19 protein-coding genes are annotated in these 21,218 nt (G+C 40.8%); 6 read left to right on the forward strand and 13 right to left on the reverse strand.

All coding sequences use genetic code 11. From position 1 onward, the window contains the following. Positions 1-145 precede the first annotated feature (145 nt). From fadD to C9J40_RS02090, 6 genes are all read right to left on the reverse strand, one after another. The gene (gene fadD, locus C9J40_RS02065) at positions 146-1,828 is read right to left on the reverse strand and encodes a long-chain-fatty-acid--CoA ligase FadD (protein ID WP_105060617.1); all 1,683 of its coding nucleotides are present in this window, start codon (positions 1,826-1,828) and stop codon (positions 146-148) included. A gap of 174 nt (positions 1,829-2,002) precedes the next feature. Continuing rightward, complete coding sequence (locus tag C9J40_RS02070; protein ID WP_107245572.1) at positions 2,003-2,881, reverse strand: alpha/beta fold hydrolase; 879 nt, start codon at positions 2,879-2,881, stop codon at positions 2,003-2,005. 3 nt (positions 2,882-2,884) lie between these two features. Continuing rightward, positions 2,885-3,451: a Slp family lipoprotein gene (locus C9J40_RS02075; RefSeq protein WP_107245574.1), complete on the reverse strand. Its 567-nt coding sequence runs from the start codon at positions 3,449-3,451 to the stop codon at positions 2,885-2,887. A gap of 117 nt (positions 3,452-3,568) precedes the next feature. Next, positions 3,569-3,862: a hypothetical protein gene (locus C9J40_RS02080; RefSeq protein ID WP_107205593.1), complete on the reverse strand. Its 294-nt coding sequence runs from the start codon at positions 3,860-3,862 to the stop codon at positions 3,569-3,571. Between the two features lie 75 nt (positions 3,863-3,937). Then, positions 3,938-4,639, reverse strand: coding sequence for a tRNA (adenosine(37)-N6)-threonylcarbamoyltransferase complex dimerization subunit type 1 TsaB (tsaB, locus tag C9J40_RS02085; RefSeq protein ID WP_107205592.1), 702 nt, complete (start codon positions 4,637-4,639; stop codon positions 3,938-3,940). Then, positions 4,640-6,595: an ATP-dependent DNA helicase gene (locus tag C9J40_RS02090; RefSeq protein ID WP_107245576.1), complete on the reverse strand. Its 1,956-nt coding sequence runs from the start codon at positions 6,593-6,595 to the stop codon at positions 4,640-4,642. A 227-nt stretch (positions 6,596-6,822) separates the two neighbouring features. On the opposite strand from C9J40_RS02090, the gene purU reads away from it, so the two are divergent. Then, a complete protein-coding gene (gene purU / locus C9J40_RS02095; RefSeq protein WP_107245577.1) occupies positions 6,823-7,656 on the forward strand; it encodes a formyltetrahydrofolate deformylase in 834 nt (277 codons plus the stop codon). Between the two features lie 81 nt (positions 7,657-7,737). Here the strand turns inward: purU and C9J40_RS02100 are convergent, their stop codons facing one another. After that, on the reverse strand, positions 7,738-8,322 hold the full coding sequence (locus C9J40_RS02100; RefSeq protein WP_107245579.1) for a VOC family protein: 585 nt from the start codon (positions 8,320-8,322) through the stop codon (positions 7,738-7,740). A 417-nt stretch (positions 8,323-8,739) separates the two neighbouring features. On the opposite strand from C9J40_RS02100, the gene argS reads away from it, so the two are divergent. Further along, the gene (gene argS / locus C9J40_RS02105; protein ID WP_105060625.1) at positions 8,740-10,470 is read left to right on the forward strand and encodes an arginine--tRNA ligase; all 1,731 of its coding nucleotides are present in this window, start codon (positions 8,740-8,742) and stop codon (positions 10,468-10,470) included. A gap of 137 nt (positions 10,471-10,607) precedes the next feature. On the opposite strand, the gene C9J40_RS02110 is transcribed toward argS, so the two are convergent. Continuing rightward, on the reverse strand, positions 10,608-11,213 hold the full coding sequence (locus C9J40_RS02110) for a DUF924 family protein (protein ID WP_107205589.1): 606 nt from the start codon (positions 11,211-11,213) through the stop codon (positions 10,608-10,610). Between the two features lie 141 nt (positions 11,214-11,354). Between C9J40_RS02110 and C9J40_RS02115 the strand changes: the two genes are divergently transcribed. Beyond that, positions 11,355-11,789 (forward strand): HIT domain-containing protein, encoded by a 435-nt coding sequence (locus C9J40_RS02115; protein ID WP_107205588.1) that lies wholly within the window; start codon positions 11,355-11,357, stop codon positions 11,787-11,789. A 48-nt stretch (positions 11,790-11,837) separates the two neighbouring features. Here C9J40_RS02115 and C9J40_RS02120 read toward each other — a convergent pair whose 3' ends face one another. From C9J40_RS02120 to C9J40_RS02140, 5 genes are all read right to left on the reverse strand, one after another. After that, the gene (locus tag C9J40_RS02120; protein ID WP_107245581.1) at positions 11,838-12,080 is read right to left on the reverse strand and encodes a FeoC-like transcriptional regulator; all 243 of its coding nucleotides are present in this window, start codon (positions 12,078-12,080) and stop codon (positions 11,838-11,840) included. After that, the gene (feoB, locus tag C9J40_RS02125; protein ID WP_107205586.1) at positions 12,077-14,362 is read right to left on the reverse strand and encodes a Fe(2+) transporter permease subunit FeoB; all 2,286 of its coding nucleotides are present in this window, start codon (positions 14,360-14,362) and stop codon (positions 12,077-12,079) included. Before feoB ends, C9J40_RS02120 begins: the two co-directional genes overlap by 4 nt. Next, positions 14,362-14,589: a FeoA family protein gene (locus C9J40_RS02130; RefSeq protein ID WP_105060630.1), complete on the reverse strand. Its 228-nt coding sequence runs from the start codon at positions 14,587-14,589 to the stop codon at positions 14,362-14,364. Before C9J40_RS02130 ends, feoB begins: the two co-directional genes overlap by 1 nt. Before the next feature lie 290 nt (positions 14,590-14,879). Further along, complete coding sequence (gene mepM, locus C9J40_RS02135; RefSeq protein WP_107205585.1) at positions 14,880-16,241, reverse strand: murein DD-endopeptidase MepM; 1,362 nt, start codon at positions 16,239-16,241, stop codon at positions 14,880-14,882. 3 nt (positions 16,242-16,244) lie between these two features. Continuing rightward, positions 16,245-17,285, reverse strand: a complete 1,041-nt coding sequence (locus C9J40_RS02140; RefSeq protein WP_107245582.1) for a zinc ABC transporter substrate-binding protein — start codon at positions 17,283-17,285, stop codon at positions 16,245-16,247. A 168-nt stretch (positions 17,286-17,453) separates the two neighbouring features. Between C9J40_RS02140 and znuC the strand changes: the two genes are divergently transcribed. From znuC to C9J40_RS02155, 3 genes are all read left to right on the forward strand, one after another. After that, positions 17,454-18,218, forward strand: a complete 765-nt coding sequence (gene znuC, locus C9J40_RS02145; protein ID WP_107205583.1) for a zinc ABC transporter ATP-binding protein ZnuC — start codon at positions 17,454-17,456, stop codon at positions 18,216-18,218. Then, positions 18,215-19,000: a zinc ABC transporter permease subunit ZnuB gene (gene znuB, locus C9J40_RS02150; RefSeq protein WP_105060634.1), complete on the forward strand. Its 786-nt coding sequence runs from the start codon at positions 18,215-18,217 to the stop codon at positions 18,998-19,000. Before znuC ends, znuB begins: the two co-directional genes overlap by 4 nt. Positions 19,001-19,141: 141 nt before the next feature. Further along, positions 19,142-21,199: a PhoX family phosphatase gene (locus C9J40_RS02155; RefSeq protein ID WP_107245584.1), complete on the forward strand. Its 2,058-nt coding sequence runs from the start codon at positions 19,142-19,144 to the stop codon at positions 21,197-21,199. The last annotated feature ends 19 nt before the right edge of the window (positions 21,200-21,218 follow it).

Below are 21,218 nucleotides of genomic sequence, written 5' to 3' on the forward strand. Positions count from 1 at the left end.
GGGGCTAAATCATTAACCTTTTTGTAAATTATATTAAGAAAAATGCCGACGTAATGTCGGCATCTATAATATCGCGCAATAGTATGTAATAACACTTTTCAGCAAAAACTGATGGGCTTTTTTACATATTTATTATCGCAAACACTTATTGTTGTGCTTTTTTATCAGACTCTTCACGCAATACGCGACGTAGAATCTTACCTACATTGGTTTTTGGCAAGTCATCCATAAATTCAACAATTTTAGGTATCTTATAACCTGTTAAATGTTGACGACAATGCGCTATCAATTCATCTTTTGTGAGGCTTTGATCGCGTTTCACCACACATATCTTAACCACTTCTCCAGACACTTCATGAGCCTGACCGATCGCTGCGACTTCAAGCACTTTGTCATGTAGCGCAACAACATCTTCGATTTCATTAGGATAAACGTTAAAACCTGACACTAAGATCATATCTTTCTTACGATCGACAATATGCAAAAAGCCTTCATCATCAAATTTAACGATATCACCCGTCGATAGCCAACCATCTTCTGTTAATACTTCTTTAGTGGCTTCAGGACGCTGCCAGTAACCTTTCATGACTTGAGGACCACGAACTTGTAATTCACCGACTTCGTCGATACCCACAATATTACCTTCATCATCAACCATACGCACTTCAGTTGAAGGGACAGGCAGGCCAATTGAACCGTTATATTGCGTCAAATCATAAGGGTATGCTGCAACCAGTGGTGAACACTCGGTTAAACCGTACCCTTCTAATAAGTAATTACCGGTGATTTTCTGCCACTTTTCAGCAACAGCACGTTGCACCGCCATACCGCCGCCAACAGAAAGACGTAGATTACTAAAATCGAGCTCTTGGAAATCTTCATTGTTGATCAGCGCATTAAATAAGGTGTTCACACCTGTAATTGCTGTAAATTGATAACGTTGAAGCTCTTTGACAAAAGTGGGAATATCACGTGGATTCGTGATCAGTAAGTTCTGACCGCCCATTTCCATTAATAATAAGCAGTTTACTGTCAATGCAAATACATGATAAAGCGGTAAAGCGGTAACAATGAGCTCACGCCCCTCTGTTAGCACAGGACCATATGCACCTTTCGCCTGCATGACATTAGACACCATATTATGATGCGTTAATATTGCACCCTTAGCGACGCCTGTTGTACCACCTGTATATTGAAGAAATGCCATGTCATCGCCAGTAATAAATGGCTTAACATACTGCATACGACGGCCTTTACGCAGTGCGATACGCATTGAAGTCGCATGCGGCAAATGGTACTTAGGCACCATTTTCTTAATGTACTTAACAACAAAGTTAACCAAAGTACCTTTTGGACGAGACAATTGGTCGCCAAGGCTGGTTAAAATTACATTTTTAACACCTGTATTTTTAACAACAGCTTCAAGGGTATGAGCAAAGTTAGACACGATAACAATGGCTTTTGCACCAGAGTCATTTAATTGGTGCTCTAACTCACGTGGGGTGTATAACGGGTTGACGTTAACCACAACACAACCTGCACGTAAAATACCGAATAGCGCGATAGGATATTGCAGTAAGTTTGGCATCATTACAGCAACACGGTCACCTTTTTGTAGCTTCAATTCATTTTGAAGGTAAGCTGCAAAGGCACGGCTACGCTCTTCCAATTTACGGAAGGTCATAACTTGTCCCATGTTAATGAAAGCAGTTTGATCAGCATATTTACGTACTGATTGTTCAAACATATCAACTAATGATGAATATGCATCCGGATTAATTTCTGCCGGTACATCATTCGGATAGCGGCTAAGCCAAACCTTATCCACTCGCATTCTCCTTATTATTAGACTGCTTTAATACCTATACAGGAATACAGGTAAATACTGTACGTATAAATCAAACATGCGTTTACATTCAAGTACAGTATACTTAACTTATAATTAACATCTTGCCAAATTAACTGAGTAGAAACTTTGAAGCTACTCATTGAAAAGCGAAGATTAATCTCTCTCGAGGGAAATAAAAGCCCTAATACAATTCGATACTGTATCTGGCTGTTCTAAATGGCAATGATGCCCCCCGTCAATCACTACCTGTGAAAACTGTTGAAGCTTGTATTTATCCTGCGGATCATCACGCAGTTGAGGAAATCCATGACTTCCGACAATCGAATAAATGGGTGCTTCTATTGACGACATAATTGCTTGTGCTTGTTGTTGTGTCATCCGGTAGAGTGATTCACAACGCAGGCGATGGTCATGTCGCCAGTACCACAGCCCATTACGCTTAACCGTTGCCCGCTTCACAACAGGCTCTAAACATGCCATGGGTAAATCATTAACGTTGGCACGTAATTGTAAAGCTTCAGTAAAAGAGCTCATTGCTCTTGCTTTACGACGTTCACTACTTTTACGGTATTGCTGTCGACTTTTAATCCCACGCTTTAACCGCTCAACCGTTTGTTCGGCCTCTTCCACTAATGGCGACAAGCCTTCAATTAATACCAACTTATCTATTGATTGAGGATAAGCTGCGCTATAACAACTGGCAATAATCGCCCCTAATGAGTGGCCAACAAGACACACGCGAGTGGTGGGGAGCTGTGTAATGACTTGGTGTAAATCATCAATATAATCGAAAAAATGATAATAGTTATCCCCACTTCGAGATTGTGATAAACCATGTCCAGGCAAATCAATGGCAACAAGATTAAAATCGTCCTCTAGTCGTGACCAAAGTGATGAAAACGTCGCAGCATTATCTTGCCAACCATGAATAAATAACAACACGGGTTTGTTATTCTCTAACGGCGACGATAATGAGAAATTGGTCAGTCCCGCTAATTCTAATTCAGCCAGCTTAAATGTTGTTACTTCCATGACTTACATTATCACTCTATCAACCACGCGCCCTTGAATGCCAAACGGCGGCATAAAGTAATCATCGCCCCAAAATCCACAGTTAATGCCAATACAACGATTAAATCGCATTGGTGCTTCCATTTGAATTTGTTGCTGTACTTGCCAAATTTGCTCACCTGAAGCATTTACCACAGGAAAAGTATAATCGTACTCTCCAACTTTACCTTTTTGCATTTCAGTATATTGCCCGACAACTGTCAGTAAACGTCCTTTGGCATACTCGATAGGATCAAGAAAGCCAGGTACATTCGCAATAAATCTACCTTGGGGTTTACTGTTCAATATTGGTCTACCGTCAGAGGTTAACGGCAATGCGACTATTTCAACGCGTGTTTGCTTTGCTTCATTTTTAATTGAAGCAATAATGCCACCTAACCTTACTTCCTGATGTTGCATTACAGTAGGATGCTCGGTGATAACGCGTAAATCCGTGATAGGATTTTTCGTTTTGGTCTGCAAGCTGGCTGGAACACTGGCGCAGCCTACCATAAAGATTAATATCAGCCCAAGAAATAGCGTGCGAAACATATAAAACCTCAACATAACTGTTCAATATTACAGCAAAAGTAATTATTTAGGCATAGTCTACGGACACGTTAAATTAACGTGATAACGATGAGAATAATAAGGAAAGTATTCGTTGGTTTAAACAACCATATTGATACCGATAAGATCGGAAAGTTGTTCTTTTCTATCATGCAGCATGACATCCATATACATAGATAATGCTTTCTGATGTTTACCATCAGGGCGATCATACTGTAATTGACGATATTCTTGACTCGCCCACTCTGCGTGTTGTGTTGTCGATAACGATGATAAAACAGACGTTGATGAAACCGTATCACTTGAAGTGCTCGCTTTCGTACTAGAGGTCTGTGAGGTTGAACTAAATGGTTTTGATGGTAATGATATAACACCATGATTGATAGTAACCATAATCTCCTCTCATCATCCATTTAAAAAATTAGGATAAAGAAAAAGTAGCAGCGCCCGCCACTACTCTTTATTTAATTATTCGCGACCTGGCAGTTTTTTCCATGTCACAGTATCACGTAAATACACAGGACTAGCCACTTCTGCGCTAACACTTTCACCACGAGCAAAAGCAAACTTCGCTAGGTGAACCATGTCTTGTGAATCAGGATATAACACCGAGCCCTGCTGCATTTCAAAAGGTAACTTAGCTAGAGTATCAGCATACACTTCCCACGCTGTACCCGCTGTTAACCAAATACCCGTTTCGGTCTGAACAGATTCAACTAAAGCATCAGGTACAATCACCTGCTCTGCACCGATAATTTGCCAGTCACCATCTATTTTACGCTGATACTGACCCCAATATATTTCGCCCATACGAGCATCAATAGCAGATAATACATTGTCAGCTTGATGGACACGGTAAGTACCTTGCGCCATTGCAGCTAATGTTGACACGCCCACCATAGGTAAATCGGCACCAAACGCTAAACCTTGCGCAATACCAATGCCGATACGAACACCAGTAAAGCTACCAGGGCCTTGGCCGTAAGCCAATGCATCGAGTTGGTTTAGCTTGATACCAGCTTCAGCCAGAACTGTATCTACCATAGGCAAAATTTTTGTTGTGTGCTCACGTGGTGCATATTCACAACGAGAGATAACTTCATCACCCATTAATAGGGCAACAGAACAATTTTCAGTTGCAGTATCAACTGCCAAAATTTTGGTGCTCATTCAAGCCTCTGAATGTTGGTTGTCATCTTCAATAACGTTATTGTTATTAATAGTAGACAAAAAGTCACTAACCCCTTCAACACTACGTGTACGAGGGATCGGTGGTAAACTTCGTAAAAATACAGCGCCATAATGCCTTGTTACTAATCGGTTATCACAAATGATCAATGCGCCTTTGTCTTTAGTATCACGGATCAAACGCCCAACACCCTGCTTTAAGGTGATCACCGCATCAGGTACTTGGACATCGGCAAAAGGATCACCACCACGCATACGACAATCTTCAATACGTGCTTTTAATAATGGATCATCTGGTGCTGTAAACGGTAATTTATCAATGATAACACAGCTAAGGGCTTGCCCTCTAACATCAATCCCTTCCCAGAACGCCCCCGTTGCCACTAATAATGCATTACCATGAGCCAAATACTCATTAAGTAGCTTTTGTTTCGTTGTTTCACCTTGCGCTAACACGGGTAAACTCAGCTTCTCACGAAACCCTTCTGCAAGATCGCGTACCATTTGATGAGAAGTACACAAGAAAAAACAACGACCATTATTCGCTTCAATCACAGGCGCTAACATATCAACCAATTTATTAGCGAGACCATAACTATTAGGCTCAGGTAAATGGCGAGGTACACATAATAACGCCTGCTCGTTGTAATCAAACGGACTTTCAAGCGAGAATTGTTGCTTTGGCTCTAACCCTAAGCGATGACTAAAGTGGGTGAAGTTCTCATCAACGGCTAAGGTTGCTGAAGTGAAGATCCATGCCCCTTTTTGCTCAGCCATTTGCTCTTTAAATTTATCCGCAACAGAGAGCGGCGTGATATTTAAACTAAACTGGCGCGGTGTACATTCATACCAATAGGAATAGCCTGTAATTGCAGTATCTGATACTCGTTTTAGTTTGGCTTTTAGCGTTGCTGCACGTTCAAAGGCAGTATCTAGTAACTGGCTTCGACCTAACGCCAGCTTAAGTACATCGTAGGTAAGATCTAATGCATCTGACAGTCGAGTCAATTCCCGTTGAACAGCAGGGGTTTGTGATGCTTCTCGCCAATTTCCTCGATACCCAGGATCACCTAAAATAATCCGCATTTCAAACGCAGCTTGCTGTAACCTATCTGCCGTTTTTTGCAGTTGGCGCATATCACGCGCTTCTGTGCGATAACCAATATCAATATCTTTCGCGAGTTCAATTAATTGGCGACTGGTTAGGCTCTGGCCAAAGTACTGACTGGCAATATCAGGCATTTGGTGGGCTTCATCAAAGATAAATACTTCAGCTTCAGGAATTAATTCACCAAAGCCTGTTTCTTTAATGGCTAAATCGGCTAAGAATAAATGGTGATTAACAACAACTACATCGGCTTCCATTGCTTTGCGACGTGCTTTAACGACAAAACAATCATCATACGAGGGGCATTCACGGCCTAAACAGTTATCATTGGTCGAAGTAATCAATGGAATGACAGGGCTATCTTCTGCAACATCTTCACATTCACCAAAATCGCCGCTTTTCGATGATGAAGACCATTGTCGAATTTTAACCAACTGTGTTAATAACGTAGGATCAGATTCCACATCATGGCTTTCTATCACTTGGCGATTTAAACGATCTACACACAGATAATTTGCTCGCCCTTTTAATAACGCGACACGCCCCGTAAAGCCAATCGCATCAGCCATTAATGGCAAATCACGGTGAAATAATTGCTCTTGAAGGTTTTTAGAGCCTGTACTGATAATAGTTTTCTTACCACTAAGCAAAGCGGGGATCACATAAGCAAAGGTTTTACCTGTCCCCGTTCCCGCTTCAACCACCAGCTGAGATTCACTCTTGATCGCATCTGCCACAGCATTCGCCATATCAATTTGAGGTTGGCGAGCCTGAAAACCAGGGATGGCTTTATCTAATGCGCCACCAGAGGCAAAAAACTTCGTTATCATTTACTTCGCACTATTGGTTATATATACAGTATTCATTATGCCAATTATCCAACTACTCGACTAGTCTTCTATCCATCGATTACAAAAATTAACGACATCACTTTCTTATTAATAACATCACCTAACAAATAAATACTTTGACCATAAGGTTAAATCTAGGTAATAGTTAATTAAGATCTTTGTAACACGCAATGTATTATATGCGTGAATCGCAGTCAGGAAACGACATGGAAAAGAAAACACTCCTCACGGAATGCCCAGATGAAATGGGACTAATCGCCAAAATTACCAACATTTGTCATAAGCACCAACTAAATATTATCAACAATAAGGAATATGTTGATAACACCCATAATCAATTTTTCATGCGTACTGAGCTTGAAGGCTATTTTAATGATACAACCTTCCTCGCAGATATTGATCATGCTTTACCCAAAGGCAGCAAACGCCGTTTAATCAGTTCTGATCGCAAAAAAATCATCATCATGGTGACAAAAGAAGCGCACTGCCTAGGTGATATTCTTGTTAAAGCCTTCGATGGTTCATTAGATATCGATATTGCTGCGGTTGTTGGTAATTACGACACCCTACAAGGGCTAACGGAAAAGTTTGATATTCCATTCCATCATGTTTGCCATGAAGGATTAAGCCGTGAAGAGCACGAACAAAAACTATTAGAAGCGGTACAACAGTATCAACCAAATTACGTGGTACTGGCGAAATATATGCGTATTTTAACGCCTAATTTTGTTGCACAATTCCCTAATAAAATCATTAATATTCATCACAGTTTCTTACCTGCATTTATTGGCGCTAAGCCTTACCAACAAGCATTTGAACGTGGTGTAAAAATCATTGGTGCAACCGCACACTTTGTAACTAACGATCTTGATGAAGGGCCAATCATAACCCAAAACGTCATCCCTGTTGATCATAGTTTCAGTGCAGTTGAAATGGCAAAGTCTGGTCGTGATGTAGAAAAATCTGTGCTCAGTAAAGCATTAGGCCTTGCGGTAGACGATCGTATTTTTGTCTATGGTAACCGGACGGTTATTTTATAATCAGAAAAAGACAATATTGACCAAGCGAGCGTAGTAATCTTTGGGGATTACTACGCTTTTTATTATTCGTATTTACAGCAACTAGGCTTGTTCACTTTCTAATACTGCTTTTAACGAGTGTCCGTGTAATTTAATACATACCCCATCACGTTTAAACGCAAAAGTAGGATTAGCTAAACGCTCATCTTCACCGGATGGTAAACTGGCTTTTACTTTGATCCCCTTCGCATCTAACCCATCCCAATCTAATTGTGGTAATTGTTCTAGTAAATCTGCTTTTAATTCTTCAATCGTTTGTGCACTAGATGGCACCACAAACTCAATATGTTCCCACCCTTGCTTCAGATAAACTTTATCACTCGGATAAGGCAACTCTAACGCTTCGATTGTCCATCCATCTACGGCTAATGACTGTTCAAACCCAATGATCACAATGGGACGACCATTGATCATATTGTTAGACCATTCTTGGCCATAACTCAGCCAGGCTTGATGTAACTGTTGCGCCACATCTTGATCATTGACACGTAATGCAATGTGATCGGCTTGGTAATCAGCCAGTGAAATCCCTAAATCATCAATCAATGCATTAATCGCTTTCATAAACTCCGGTAACTGCGCAAGCATCTGCGTTGGATGAAGATTATATTGTTCAAGCTTGTGCATAAATTTATCCTATTATTGACAGCTATTACTATAATGAGACGAAGTGAATAATTATCCATTTTTCGTGATTTAATGAAACATGAATTTAACGCACTCTCTTTTCAATACAATAGCGTGTTACACATTATTTACTCATAACAAAAAAAGTTAAAAAAAAACGTAAACAATAGGTTTTTCCGGTTGCCAAAGTACCTCCATCTGTGGGTATTATTAGGACAATACCTACTGCGTATTCAAGACTTCGGTGCATATTTAGATATTCGCGACCCCGTCAAAAATACTCACGTTAAACACTTGATTTATTTATGTTATCATTTTGTTTTATTTCGTGATTATTTTTGACGGTGATCTTGTAATACGTAGACATTTTTGCCTCTTATTAGTAATTGGCGTTACAAATGATTTAAGGATCAGCGTGTGAACATTCAAGCACTTATTAATGATAAAGTATCTCAGGCTTTAGAAGCCGCTGGCGCACCTGCAGGCAGCCCTGCCGCAGTTCGCCAATCAGCTAAAGCGCAGTTTGGTGATTACCAAGCGAACGGTGTTATGGGCGTAGCAAAGAAGCTAGGTACTAATCCACGCGAATTCGCACAAAAAGTTATCGACTGCTTAGAACTAGATGGTATTGCTGAGAAAGTTGAAATTGCCGGCCCAGGCTTTATTAACATTTTCTTAAACAAAGCATGGTTAGCTGAGCGTGGTGAAGAAGCACTAAAAGATGAGCGTCTAGCCGTTAATACTGAAACAGCACAAAACATTGTTGTTGACTACTCTGCACCAAACGTTGCAAAAGAAATGCACGTAGGTCACTTACGTTCAACTATCATCGGTGATGCAGTTGTACGTACTCTTGAATTTTTAGGCCACAATGTTATCCGAGCTAACCACCTTGGTGACTGGGGTACACAATTCGGTATGCTTATCGCTAACATGCAGCGTAAAGAGCAAGAAGGTACTGATGTTTCTATGGACATCAGCGATCTTGAAGGTTTCTACCGTGAATCTAAAGTACTTTATGATGAAGACGAAGAATTCGGTAAAACAGCACGTAACTTTGTTGTTCGTCTACAAAGCGGTGATGAGTACTGCCTTGAGAAATGGAAGCAACTTGTTGCTATTACACTTAAGCAAAACCAACGCAACTACGATCGTCTAAGCGTGTCACTGACTGATGACAACGTAATGGGCGAATCTATGTACAACGACATGCTACCTGGCGTTGTTGCAGATCTTAAAGAAAAAGGTCTAGCTGTAGAAAGTGATGGCGCAATTGTTGTTTACCTAGACGAATACAAAAACAAAGACGGCGAGCCTATGGGTGTGATCATCCAGAAGCGTGATGGCGGTTACCTATACACAACCACTGATATCGCTTGTGCTAAATACCGTTACGAGCAACTTCATGCTGATCGCGTACTTTACTTCATCGACTCACGTCAGCACCAACACCTAATGATGGCTTGGGAAATCGTACGTAAAGCGGGTTATGTGCCAGAGAGTGTATCTCTTGAGCACCACGCATTTGGTATGATGCTAGGGAAAGATGGTCGTCCATTTAAGACTCGTGCTGGCGGTACTGTGCGTCTTGCTGATCTTCTGGATGAAGCTGTTGAGCGTGCTAACAAGCTAATTGAAGAAAAGAACCCAGAACTAAGTGCTGAAGAAAAAGCAAACATTGCACAAACTGTTGCAATGGCTGCGGTTAAGTACTCTGATCTTTCTAAGCACCGTACGACAGATTACATCTTCGACTGGGACAACATGCTAGCATTCGAAGGTAACACTGCACCATACATGCAGTACGCATACACACGTGTAGCATCTATCTTTAAGCGCGCGAATGTTGAGCTTGCAGATCTTACTCACCCAATCGTTATCACTGACGAAAAAGAGCAAGTACTGCTATCTAAACTTCTTCAATTTGAAGAAGCGGTACAATCTGTAGCACGTGAAGGTCAACCACACTTAATGTGTACTTACCTATTCGAACTTGCAGGTATGTTCTCTAGCTTCTACGAAGCATGTCCAATTCTTAATGCTGAAGAAGATGTTAAGCAAAGCCGCTTGAAGCTTGCATTGCTAACATCAAAAACTATCAAGCAAGGTCTAGACCTACTTGGTATCGAAACACTAGAGCGTATGTAATCTACATCCCTCTTAATATTAAAAAGCCTTCCATTTGGAAGGCTTTTTATTTTCTGTTTATCGCACTCTGAAATATGTTTATAAATTAGGCTCTGTAAATAAAAACATAACAAAAAAATTCAATAGTTTACTCTCTTTTATTGACCAAATCGCTGACCACCTTGGTTCAACCACATCAATTCACCTTGCGTAGAAAGTCGCCCCAGCACCGCATTGCGATATGGAAAACGTCCAAATTGCTTAATCACATCATAATGGCTTCTCGCATAATTATAAAAGCCATCAAATAGTTCACGATTATTCAAGGAAGTTGATTCTCTTAAGTGTTGAAAGCGAAACACACTCTCTTCTTGATCTTCCAAATCTTCTGCATGTTCTAAAGGTAAATAGAAAAATACGCGTTCAATTGGCGATAAATCTACATCTTGATTCAATGCTAAACCACGTTTACACAATGCTAAGGCTAATGAGTCATAACGAAATGCCGCACTTAATCCACGGTAGATGTTGCGGCTAAATTGATCGAGTAAAATTATCAGGGCCAAGCGACCTTGGGCCGTTTCACACCAGTGATTTAACTCCCCTTTGCCAGCCTTACTCACCCAAGATTGAAAATGGGTTTTAATGTAAGCATCAATTTCTTCACCACCTAGAAACCAAAGCGCATGTTTATTTTCTTTGGTTACTTCACCCTCTAACTCGCCAAACCAATAATCGAGTATAAACTGATATTCGCTTGCCATAAGTTGCCTCACAATAATTAGAACTCTTAACCAAATGTTAGAGAATACGTTAAGGATAATACCAATCGTTTTAAATTAGGCATACTATGATAAATAATGCTCTGGCTTGTGAGCCATAATGTACTGTGAAGGAATAATTACATGCGTTTCACTCTTCATCCTCGCCTACAATCTGATACCACTGTACTCGGTGATTTTCCGCTTTCTCGTGTTTTATTGTCTAAAGAAGCGCTGGGACCATGGATTATCTTAGTCCCTCGTATTGACGAGTTACGTGAGATCCACCACCTACCTGAACAAGACCAATACCAACTAATGCGTGAATCAAGTGCCGTAGCCACATTATTAGAAAACGACTATCAAGCAGAAAAGATTAACGTTGGTGCATTAGGTAACCTTGTACCACAACTTCATTTACACCACATTGCACGCTTTAGTCATGACATAGCATGGCCTGGACCAATTTGGGGAAATACGGATGGTACTCAACGCAGTGAAGCGCTACAAGCAGCACTGGCTGATGAGCTTCGCGAAGAGTTAAGTCAGGTTAAAGGCTTTACAGCTATCTCTCATTAGCATTAAAAAAGGCAGCTTAATTAAGCTGCCTTTTGCTTTTACTACCTTCTATCGCATTACCGTTATCGATAATTCGTTAACGGATAAACAACGATACCAAATCTCTTTCGCAGGTTGGCAGCAGTCTGAACTTTCACAGCCAACCAATTCTTTTCCAATCGAACCTTTACGTATCCATACATCAAGCATTGCTTCAACCCCGTCTTCCGACATTCCGAAGTGATCAGAGAGTTGCTTGCGACTGACACGTCCGTGCTGTTCAATATATTGTTTTAGCTGCTGTAGGATCATTCTACTAACAAGCCTTCAAGGTTAGTTTGTTTTTTTCCTTCTCGTTTCAATAACAAGAAGATACCGCCATTAATCAATACGAAGAAGCTAATCCAGAATGCACTCGTTACAGGATGATCAACAAAATGAGCAATTTGGTAGAACCAAGTGGCAAACGAGTAAGCCATTAACATCGTCCAACCTGCAATAAACAGAGCAAACTTCTGACCAAACTCACGTACGTAAGCACCCATTGCAGCCGCACATGGTGTGTACAACAGAATGAAAATCAAGTACGCCATTGCAGCTGCACCACTTACGAAGTGCGCTTGAATGTTACCGTATACAGATTCGTTAACACCCTGTTCTTCAGCAACGGCTTGTTTGTTTTCTAAATCACCCACTTCGATACCCAGTGGATCACTAAAGCTTAATGCTGCTAGGTTATCACCAACTGATTCAACTGCTTCTTTTAAGCTAGCAACAAGGTTGTATTCTTCATTGCTATCATCTGTTGCTGGTGCATATAAGCTGTTTAGCGTACCCACAACGGCTTCTTTTGCGAAAATACCCGTAATGATACCGACGGTTGCAGGCCAGTTATCGGCTTTCACACCAATAGGTTCTAATACTGGCGTTACAACTTGTGCGGCTTTTGAAAGTACAGATTTAGACGTATCTTCGTTACCGAATGAACCATCAGTACCTAATGAGTTAAAGAAGCTTAATACTGCCACAACGACAACGATGGTTTTACCCGCACCAAATACAAAGCGCTTTAGCTTTTGCCATGTTTTTATCACCACATTGCGAATAGTTGGTAATTCGTAGTTTGGCATTTCCATGATAAAGCTATCACTAGAGCCAGGGTAAAGCGTTGAACGTAAAATAAGCCCAGTCATCACAGCTGCCACAATACCTAATAGGTACAGTGCAAATACCACGTTCTGACCATTTTCAGGGAAAAAAGCTGCTGCAAACAGTGCATATACCGGTAAACGCGCGCCACATGACATAAAGGGTGCCATTGCGGCTGCGAGTTTACGCTCACGTTCTTGTTCAAGAGTACGAGTTGCCATGATCGCAGGTACATTACAACCAAAGCCAAGCACTAGAGGAACAAATGCTTTACCCGGTAAACCTACTTTTTGCATCACTTTATCAAGAACAAATGCGGCGCGTGCCATATAGCCCGAGCTTTCTAATACCGCAAGGAACAGGTACAAACACGCAATCACTGGAATAAAGGTTGCAACCGTTTGAATACCACCACCGATGCCGTTCGCAATAATTGTTACTAACCATACTGGCAAGTGATCATCTAAAAGATGATGACCACCATCGACTAATAGTGCGCCAAAGCTAATATCAAAGAAATCGATAAATGCACTACCAATGTTTATCGCAAACATAAACATCACGTACATTACTAAGAAGAAAAATGGGATACCAAAAAAGCGGTTCAGTAATACACGATCTATTTTATCCGTTAGGCTGTTACTTAAACGGCCTTCTTGACGACGGACTTTTTGACACAGCTGATGCAAGAAGGTGTAACGCACATCAGCGACTTGAATATCAGGATCAACCGTGCTTAATAAATCTGCACGTAAACCACATGCTGTTGTTTTATCTTCATCAGATAGCGTGTTGATCACTAAAGTATCGTTTTCTAATACACGGATACCTTGTGCACGAGCATTTAGCTTATCGTTATGTTTGAATAACGGTGCTAATTGACTCACTGCTCGCTCGAAATCTTGACCATAATCAAGCTCAAACTCGTTAACGACAACACCTTGTGTTAACATCTTGTGTAACTTGGTTTTAAATTCAGCAATACGCTCCATATTATTAGCAGATAACGCTAATACAGGACACCCTAATGCTTTTTCTAACGCTTTAATATCCAATACCTGACGCTGGCGCTTCAAAACATCCATCTTGTTGAGCACAACCACCATCGGGCGGCCTAGCTCACGCAGCTGTAGCGTCATGTATAAACTACGCTCTAAGCTCGATGCATCAACAACGTTGATAATCACGTCAGCAGGCGTTGTTAAAATTGCACGTGACGCGATTGCTTCATCAAGGCTATTCGCATCGTTTGCACTATCAAGGTTATAAATACCAGGTAGATCTGTCAGCGAAAAATCATCACCATTGTGTTGGTAGCGACCTGTTTTTTTCTCAACCGTTACACCAGCCCAGTTACCGACTTGCTGCTTAGCGCCAGTTAAGCCATTAAACAACGTTGTTTTACCACTGTTCGGGTTACCAACAGTAAGAATATTATATTGCATTACAGTGCCTCAACCTCGATGTTTTCTGCAATTTGCTTACGTAAAGCGATATCAACACCACGTACACGAACTTGAAGCGGATCACCTAACGGCGCCACACGAACAACGGTAATTTCTGTACGAGGTAGTAACCCCATAACCATCAACTTTTTTCGCGTCGCTGAGGGTAACGCAGACATATTAATGACGGTCCCACAGTTTCCGCATGACATCTCTGACAACTTCATAGTAAATCGTTACCTTAATAAGAATTATTAGCATTTCTGGTTTGAATTTTACATATTGATACATTTCATGTCTTGTCATAAATCAAAAAAACATTTGTTTTTTTGCCATTACATTGCTTAAAAACGACATGGAATCACCAAAAAGGAACAGAAATACAAATACTTAATTCCTTATAGATATAAATGGCAAGTATTGGGTTAATTTAAAAAACGTCTTTGATTAGTTAAATTCAGTGATAAAAACCATAAAAAAAGCGCACAATATGTGCGCTTTTTTACGATTAAACAACTTAGCTCGATATTACATCGTTAAACTTATCCTTATAAAAGCTAACTTGTTTCATTAAATTTTTGCGTTCTTTACCATAGAGTGGATCGGCTTGTGGCAAAGATACTTTCATTGCGTCAACAGGACGACCATTTTTTATCAACTCAAAATGTAAGTGTGGGCCTGTTGAGCGCCCAGTATTACCACTTTTAGCAATACGTTGTCCCATTTTCACTTTATCGCCCACCTTCACCTCACGTTTACTTAGGTGTAAATAACGTGTCATATATTCTCGGCCATGCTTAACGACAATATAGTTACCTGCTAATGGGTGGTAACGTGATTTTACAACGACGCCATCACCAGCAGCCAAAACAGATGTACCAATCGGAACCGCAAAATCGGTACCATTATGTGGTGATCGGCGTCCAGTGACAGGGTGGAGACGATTTGGATTAAAAGATGAGCTGATACGATAACGTTTCGATGTGGGAATACGTCTAAATGCTCGGTTTAAACTGTGTCCACTACTATCATAGAACTGATCATCATCACCTCTAATAATAAAGGTTGAATCCTTACCATTCGCTGATTTGTAGTAAAAAGCATTAACCTCACCTTTACCCACCGCCTTACCATCAATAAATTCTCGATCAATACCTACAGCAAAACGATCCCCTTTATGCGCTTCGCGTCCAAGGTTAAATTTCCATTGTAAGGCTTTTACTAATGTTTGGATCTGAGTCGGTGTTAGGCCTGCTGCTCGAGCTGAATTATAAAAACTGCCATTTACACGTCCGATGATAGTAACGGGTTTCATCTCACCTTTTTTAACTATCTTTTTATATACATAACCTTTTTTCGATAGTGTAAAGGCATCCGTCTCTTTTTTACTGCGGATAATTTTAAGTTCTGTTAATTTCCCATCATCATTGACTTCCCACTCAAGTGTTTGTCCAACACGCAAATTCTGTACTGACTTATTTGCATCAATTAAGCGGTACATATCTGAAATAGGCAAACCATACTGTGAAAAGATAATCCCTAACGTTTCACCCGATGCCACTCGATGTTTATGCTCAACTTCAACTTTAGCATCATCAAGTTGTTGCTCTATTTCATCTTTTGGTGCTTGGAATTCAGGATCATTTTGATCAAGAGACACACCTAATGGCTCACTATCTTGTTCAGATAATAAATCTAATTTAGATGGCAATGTGACATCAATACGCTTATTTACGCTTGATGATGGAAAAGTTACTTGTGGTTTTGATGGCTGCCACATTATGGCAGCCATCATAAGCACAGAGGTGGAAACTAACGCAATTTTGTGCTGACGCGGCAGCTCTTTAATAGAAGTTGCTGCCGCTTGATATAATTTCATTTTCTATTTTAAACACTTGGTAAAGCTCTGTCCGAGTTCCTTAATAAAACGGACGTATCCTCCCTTGCCCACTTCGACATTTGTCGCCATTGGATCAAGGGTTCCTATGTTTACCCCTGTGCCTTTAGTTACACTATCAACAACTGCTGGTGAAAACTGCGGCTCACTGAATACACAATAAGCTTGCTTATCTTTTAATGATTCACGAATTGCGATTAGAGTTTTAGCACCAGGCTTACGATCAGGCTCAACAGTAAAGTGCCCTAAGTTATTCAGACCAAACTGATGTTCGAAATACCCATAGCCATCATGAAAAACAAAATAGCCATTATTTGAAACAGGTTTTAATTCCGCATTAAGTTCACTTACAGCTTGATTAACTTCAGTGGTAAACGTTGAAAGATTATCGAGATAAACAGTTTTATGCAATGGATCATGTTTAATCAATGCTTCCGTGATCACATTTGCGGCTTCAATTGTCTGTTTTGGTCCCATCCAGAAATGCGGATTAAGCCCAGAGTGGTGATGACCTGCATGATCACCATGGTCATCATGAGCATCGTGACCTTCATGATCGCCATGGTCATTGTGATCATCGTGGCCGGCATGATCGCCATGGCCATCGTGAGCGTCGTGGCCAGCATGATCGCCATGGTCATCGTGATCGTCGTGACTGGCATGATCGCCATGGTCATCACTCGGTTTAGCACCATAATTTAGAAAATCGATACCAGCTTGTTTTGTCAAAGCGAAGCTATTTGGGTTTGTAGCCATAAGTTTTGTTAAAAAAGTTTCTAGTTGAGGCCCAACCCAAATTACCAGATCTGCATCATTCAATTTTTTTACATCTGATGGACGTAATGCATAATCATGTGGAGAAGCTCCTGGTGGTAAGATTGCATCTGACGTTGCTGCACCTTGAACTAACTCACTAACAATCAGGTTTAATGGTTTAATGGTTGTAACAACTTTAAAGTCATCTGCCATTGCTGAACCTGATAAAGCCAGAGCTGCTGCACAAAACAATGATGATATACGTTGCATTATTTTATTATCCTAAAAAATAAGTGTTGCACTTTTATACTGCTAATTATTTATATGATGAGCAATATATTCCCTAACGAACATGATAATGTTACAATATAACACATCAGTAATGTTATATTATAACATTACCTTTTATTTCTAAAGCCTATTAAGACAACTTCCTTTATGTCAACCCTAATCGAACTACAATCAGTCACTGTCTCATTTGGTGAACGTGATGTTTTGGATAATATTACGCTTAAGCTTGAACGCGGTGAAATTACCACCTTAATCGGTCCTAATGGTGCAGGTAAATCAACCTTAGTAAAAGTCATAACAGGACTGAGTAAAGCCACAAAAGGAAAAGTGGTTCGTAAAAAAGGAATTCGTATTGGCTATGTGCCTCAAAAGCTACGCCTAAATAATACCCTGCCTCTTTCTGTCGATCGTTTTATGCGTCTTGCTGGGCGTTATAATCAAGAACAACGTATCGAAGCTTTAAACATGGTTAATGGTCGTCACCTACTTAATAGCGATATGCATGGGCTCTCTGGTGGTGAAATGCAACGTGTCTTACTTGCACGTGCCTTATTGCAAAAACCGGATCTACTGGTACTTGATGAGCCAGTACAGGGGGTTGATGTAAATGGCCAATTAGAGCTTTATCGCCTGATCCAACAGTTACGTGATTTACTTAACTGTGCCATCTTGATGGTTTCTCACGACTTACACCTTGTCATGGCGAAAACTGATAATGTGATTTGTTTGCAACATCACATCTGTTGCTCTGGTAGTCCACTGACTGTGACGAGCCACCCTAAATACATTGCATTATTCGGTCAAACATCGACAGAGCAGCTTGCTGTCTATGAACATAAACATAACCACCAGCATGACGATTCAAATAAAACTCATAAATGCTGTAATAACCATGAGGAATCAAAAGCATGATTGAGTTTCTTCTGCCGGCCTTGATCGCTGGTATTGGTATTGCAATACTCGCCGGTCCACTGGGCTCATTTGTTGTTTGGCGAAAAATGGCTTATTTCGGCGATACATTATCTCATGCCTCTCTACTCGGTATTGCGCTAGGTTTTCTTTTTAATATCAACTTAAATCTGGCGTTAGTTATCTGTTGTTTAGTGCTTGCAGTTGTACTGGTTACGCTACAAAAACAACGTTATGTAGCCACAGATACTTTACTGGGTATCTTAGCCCATAGCGCTTTATCGCTAGGTCTGGTTGCAGTGAGCTTCCTCGACAATGTTCGTATCGATTTAATGTCATATCTATTTGGTGATTTATTGGCTGTAACCACTAACGATCTATTATGGATATATTGCGGTGGTGCTGTCGTTTTAGCTTTATTGATTTATCTATGGCGACCACTACTTTCGATGACTATTAGTGAAGAAATGGCTCAAGTAGAAGGCGTGAATGTCGATTTAATGCGCCTATTACTGATGTTAATGGTGGGTATGGTAATCGCTGTTGCGATGAAATTTGTTGGGGCATTGATCATTACATCATTACTTATCATTCCTGCCGCGACCGCTCGACGTTTTTCACACAGTCCAGAATCAATGGCAGTATTTGCGTCAATTATTGGCGCGATAGCTGTGGTTCTTGGTCTTGCAATGTCATGGCATTACGACACGCCAGCAGGCCCTTCTGTTGTTGTATCTGCCGCTGCAATGTTTATGCTTAGCCAACTAAAACGCACTGCGCGTTAACCTTATCTTCATTACTTGGGTAGCTGACAATATTATTTAAATATAAATTTCACAATAATAGATAAATTCTGTCACTACCCATTCTTACTATCTTTCCTGTTCAACTTATTAAATAAATAATAAACACAGGAAAGCAAAGCAATGAGTAAGGAAACGTTCGATCCTACCCGCTATAACACCAGTAATAACAAAGCATTTGAAGATGTACTTCAAGCTAACTTGCAACGCCGAAGCATCCTCAAGGGTGGCTTAGGTATGAGTGCAATGTCAGCTCTTGGTGCATTAGGTCTTGCTGGTTGTAACTCTTCAGGTTCAACTGAAGCAACGTCTAAGGTAGCAGATCGTTCTCAAGCTGTTTTAAATTTCGATTCTATCCCTGGTTCGTTAACTGATGCCGTTTCTATTCCTTCTGGTTACACCGCACAAGTATTAGTCCCTTGGGGTACACCATTAAATGCGACTGCAAATGCATGGAAAAATGATGGTACAAATAACAGTACTGATCAGTTAAATGCATTAGGTATGCACCATGACGGTATGCACTTTTTCCCATTAAACGAACAATCTACTGATGGATTACTTTGTATTAACCACGAGTACATTGATCAGCAAGCACTGCACTCAAACTGGGACAAAGATGCCGAAAGAGCAAAAGAAGTACGTACTGATATAGACGAAATCCGCAAAGAGATAAACGCTCATGGTATTTCTGTTGTTCGTATCCAACTTGAAAATAACCAATGGAAGTTAATCGACAGCGACCCACTTAACCGTCGCTACACCGGTGCAACTGTAATGGATTTATCCGGCCCTCTCGCACATTCTGAGTTAACCGTCACTCGCTTCTCACCTGACGGTAGTCAAGCACGGGGAACACTCAACAACTGTGGTAACGGCTATACTCCGTGGGGAACTTACCTCACCTGTGAAGAAAACTGGCCGGGCTATTTTACTAATACTGGTACACGCACTAAAGAGCAAGATCGTATTGGTATTTCGGGCACAGGTAAGTATTTACAAGGTCGCTATAAGTGGGAAACGTTAGCAGGCCATAATGAAGAACGTCTTGATGAATTTGCTCGTTTTAATTTGGCACCGACAGGTACTTCATCACTTGACGATTATCGAAATGAAGCCAATGGTCATGGCTACATTGTTGAAATTGATCCATATACAAAAAACTCTCGAGCTAAAAAACGTACCGCGTTAGGGCGTTTCCGCCACGAAGGCTGTACCTTTGGCAAACTAGAAGAAGGTAAGCCTGTTGTGTTTTATTCAGGCCATGACTCACGCTTTGAGTACCTATACAAATTTGAGTCAGCAGCATTATGGGATCCCGCTGATGCTTCACCTTCAAACCGCTTATTAACCGGTGATAAGTATATGGATGAAGGCACACTATTTGTTGCTCGATTTAATGAAGACAGTACCGGAACTTGGCTGCCGTTAACCCTTGATAGCCTCACAACTTCAGGTGATACACTGGCTTCACACTTTAACTCATTGGCTGAGATCATCATTAATACTGCAGGTGCCGCTGATTTAGTTGGAGCAACACCAATGGATCGTCCTGAATGGGCAGCAGTGGATCCATTTACGGGTTCTGTTTACCTCACCCTAACCAATAACACTAAACGTAAAGACAGCACTAACCCTGCCAACCCTCGCCTAAATAATAAATTTGGTCATATCATTCGCTGGGATGAAGGTGAAAATCCAACAGAGTTTAACTGGGATATTTTCGTTTTCGGCTCACCAAGTAATGGTGATGAAGAGACAAACCGCTCAGGTTTAACAGATCTAAATCAGTTTGCTAGCCCTGATGGATTAGCGTTTGATCAACGAGGTATTATGTGGATTCAAACCGATAATGGTGCTGATGAAGTTGAAGAGTACACCAATGATCAGATGCTTGCGGTAGTGCCATCTCAGTTACTGAATGAAGATGATAGTCAAACAGTTATTGCTAGCTCAAATCAGGTGGAGCTAAAACGCTTCTTTGTTGGTCCAAATGGTTGTGAGGTCACAGGTTTCACCATTAGCCCTGACTACAAATCTCTATTTGTTAATATTCAACATCCGGGCAATTGGCCATATAGTGATAATGCCGCCGAAGCAGCACCTAGCGGTACAGAAGTTCGACCACGTTCATCAACGGTCGTTATTCGCCGTGAAGATGGTGGTGAGATTGGTGTTTAACGCTCTGCATAACTAATCA

Source organism: Photobacterium sp. GB-72 (assembly GCF_003026095.1).
GTDB lineage: Bacteria > Pseudomonadota > Gammaproteobacteria > Enterobacterales > Vibrionaceae > Photobacterium.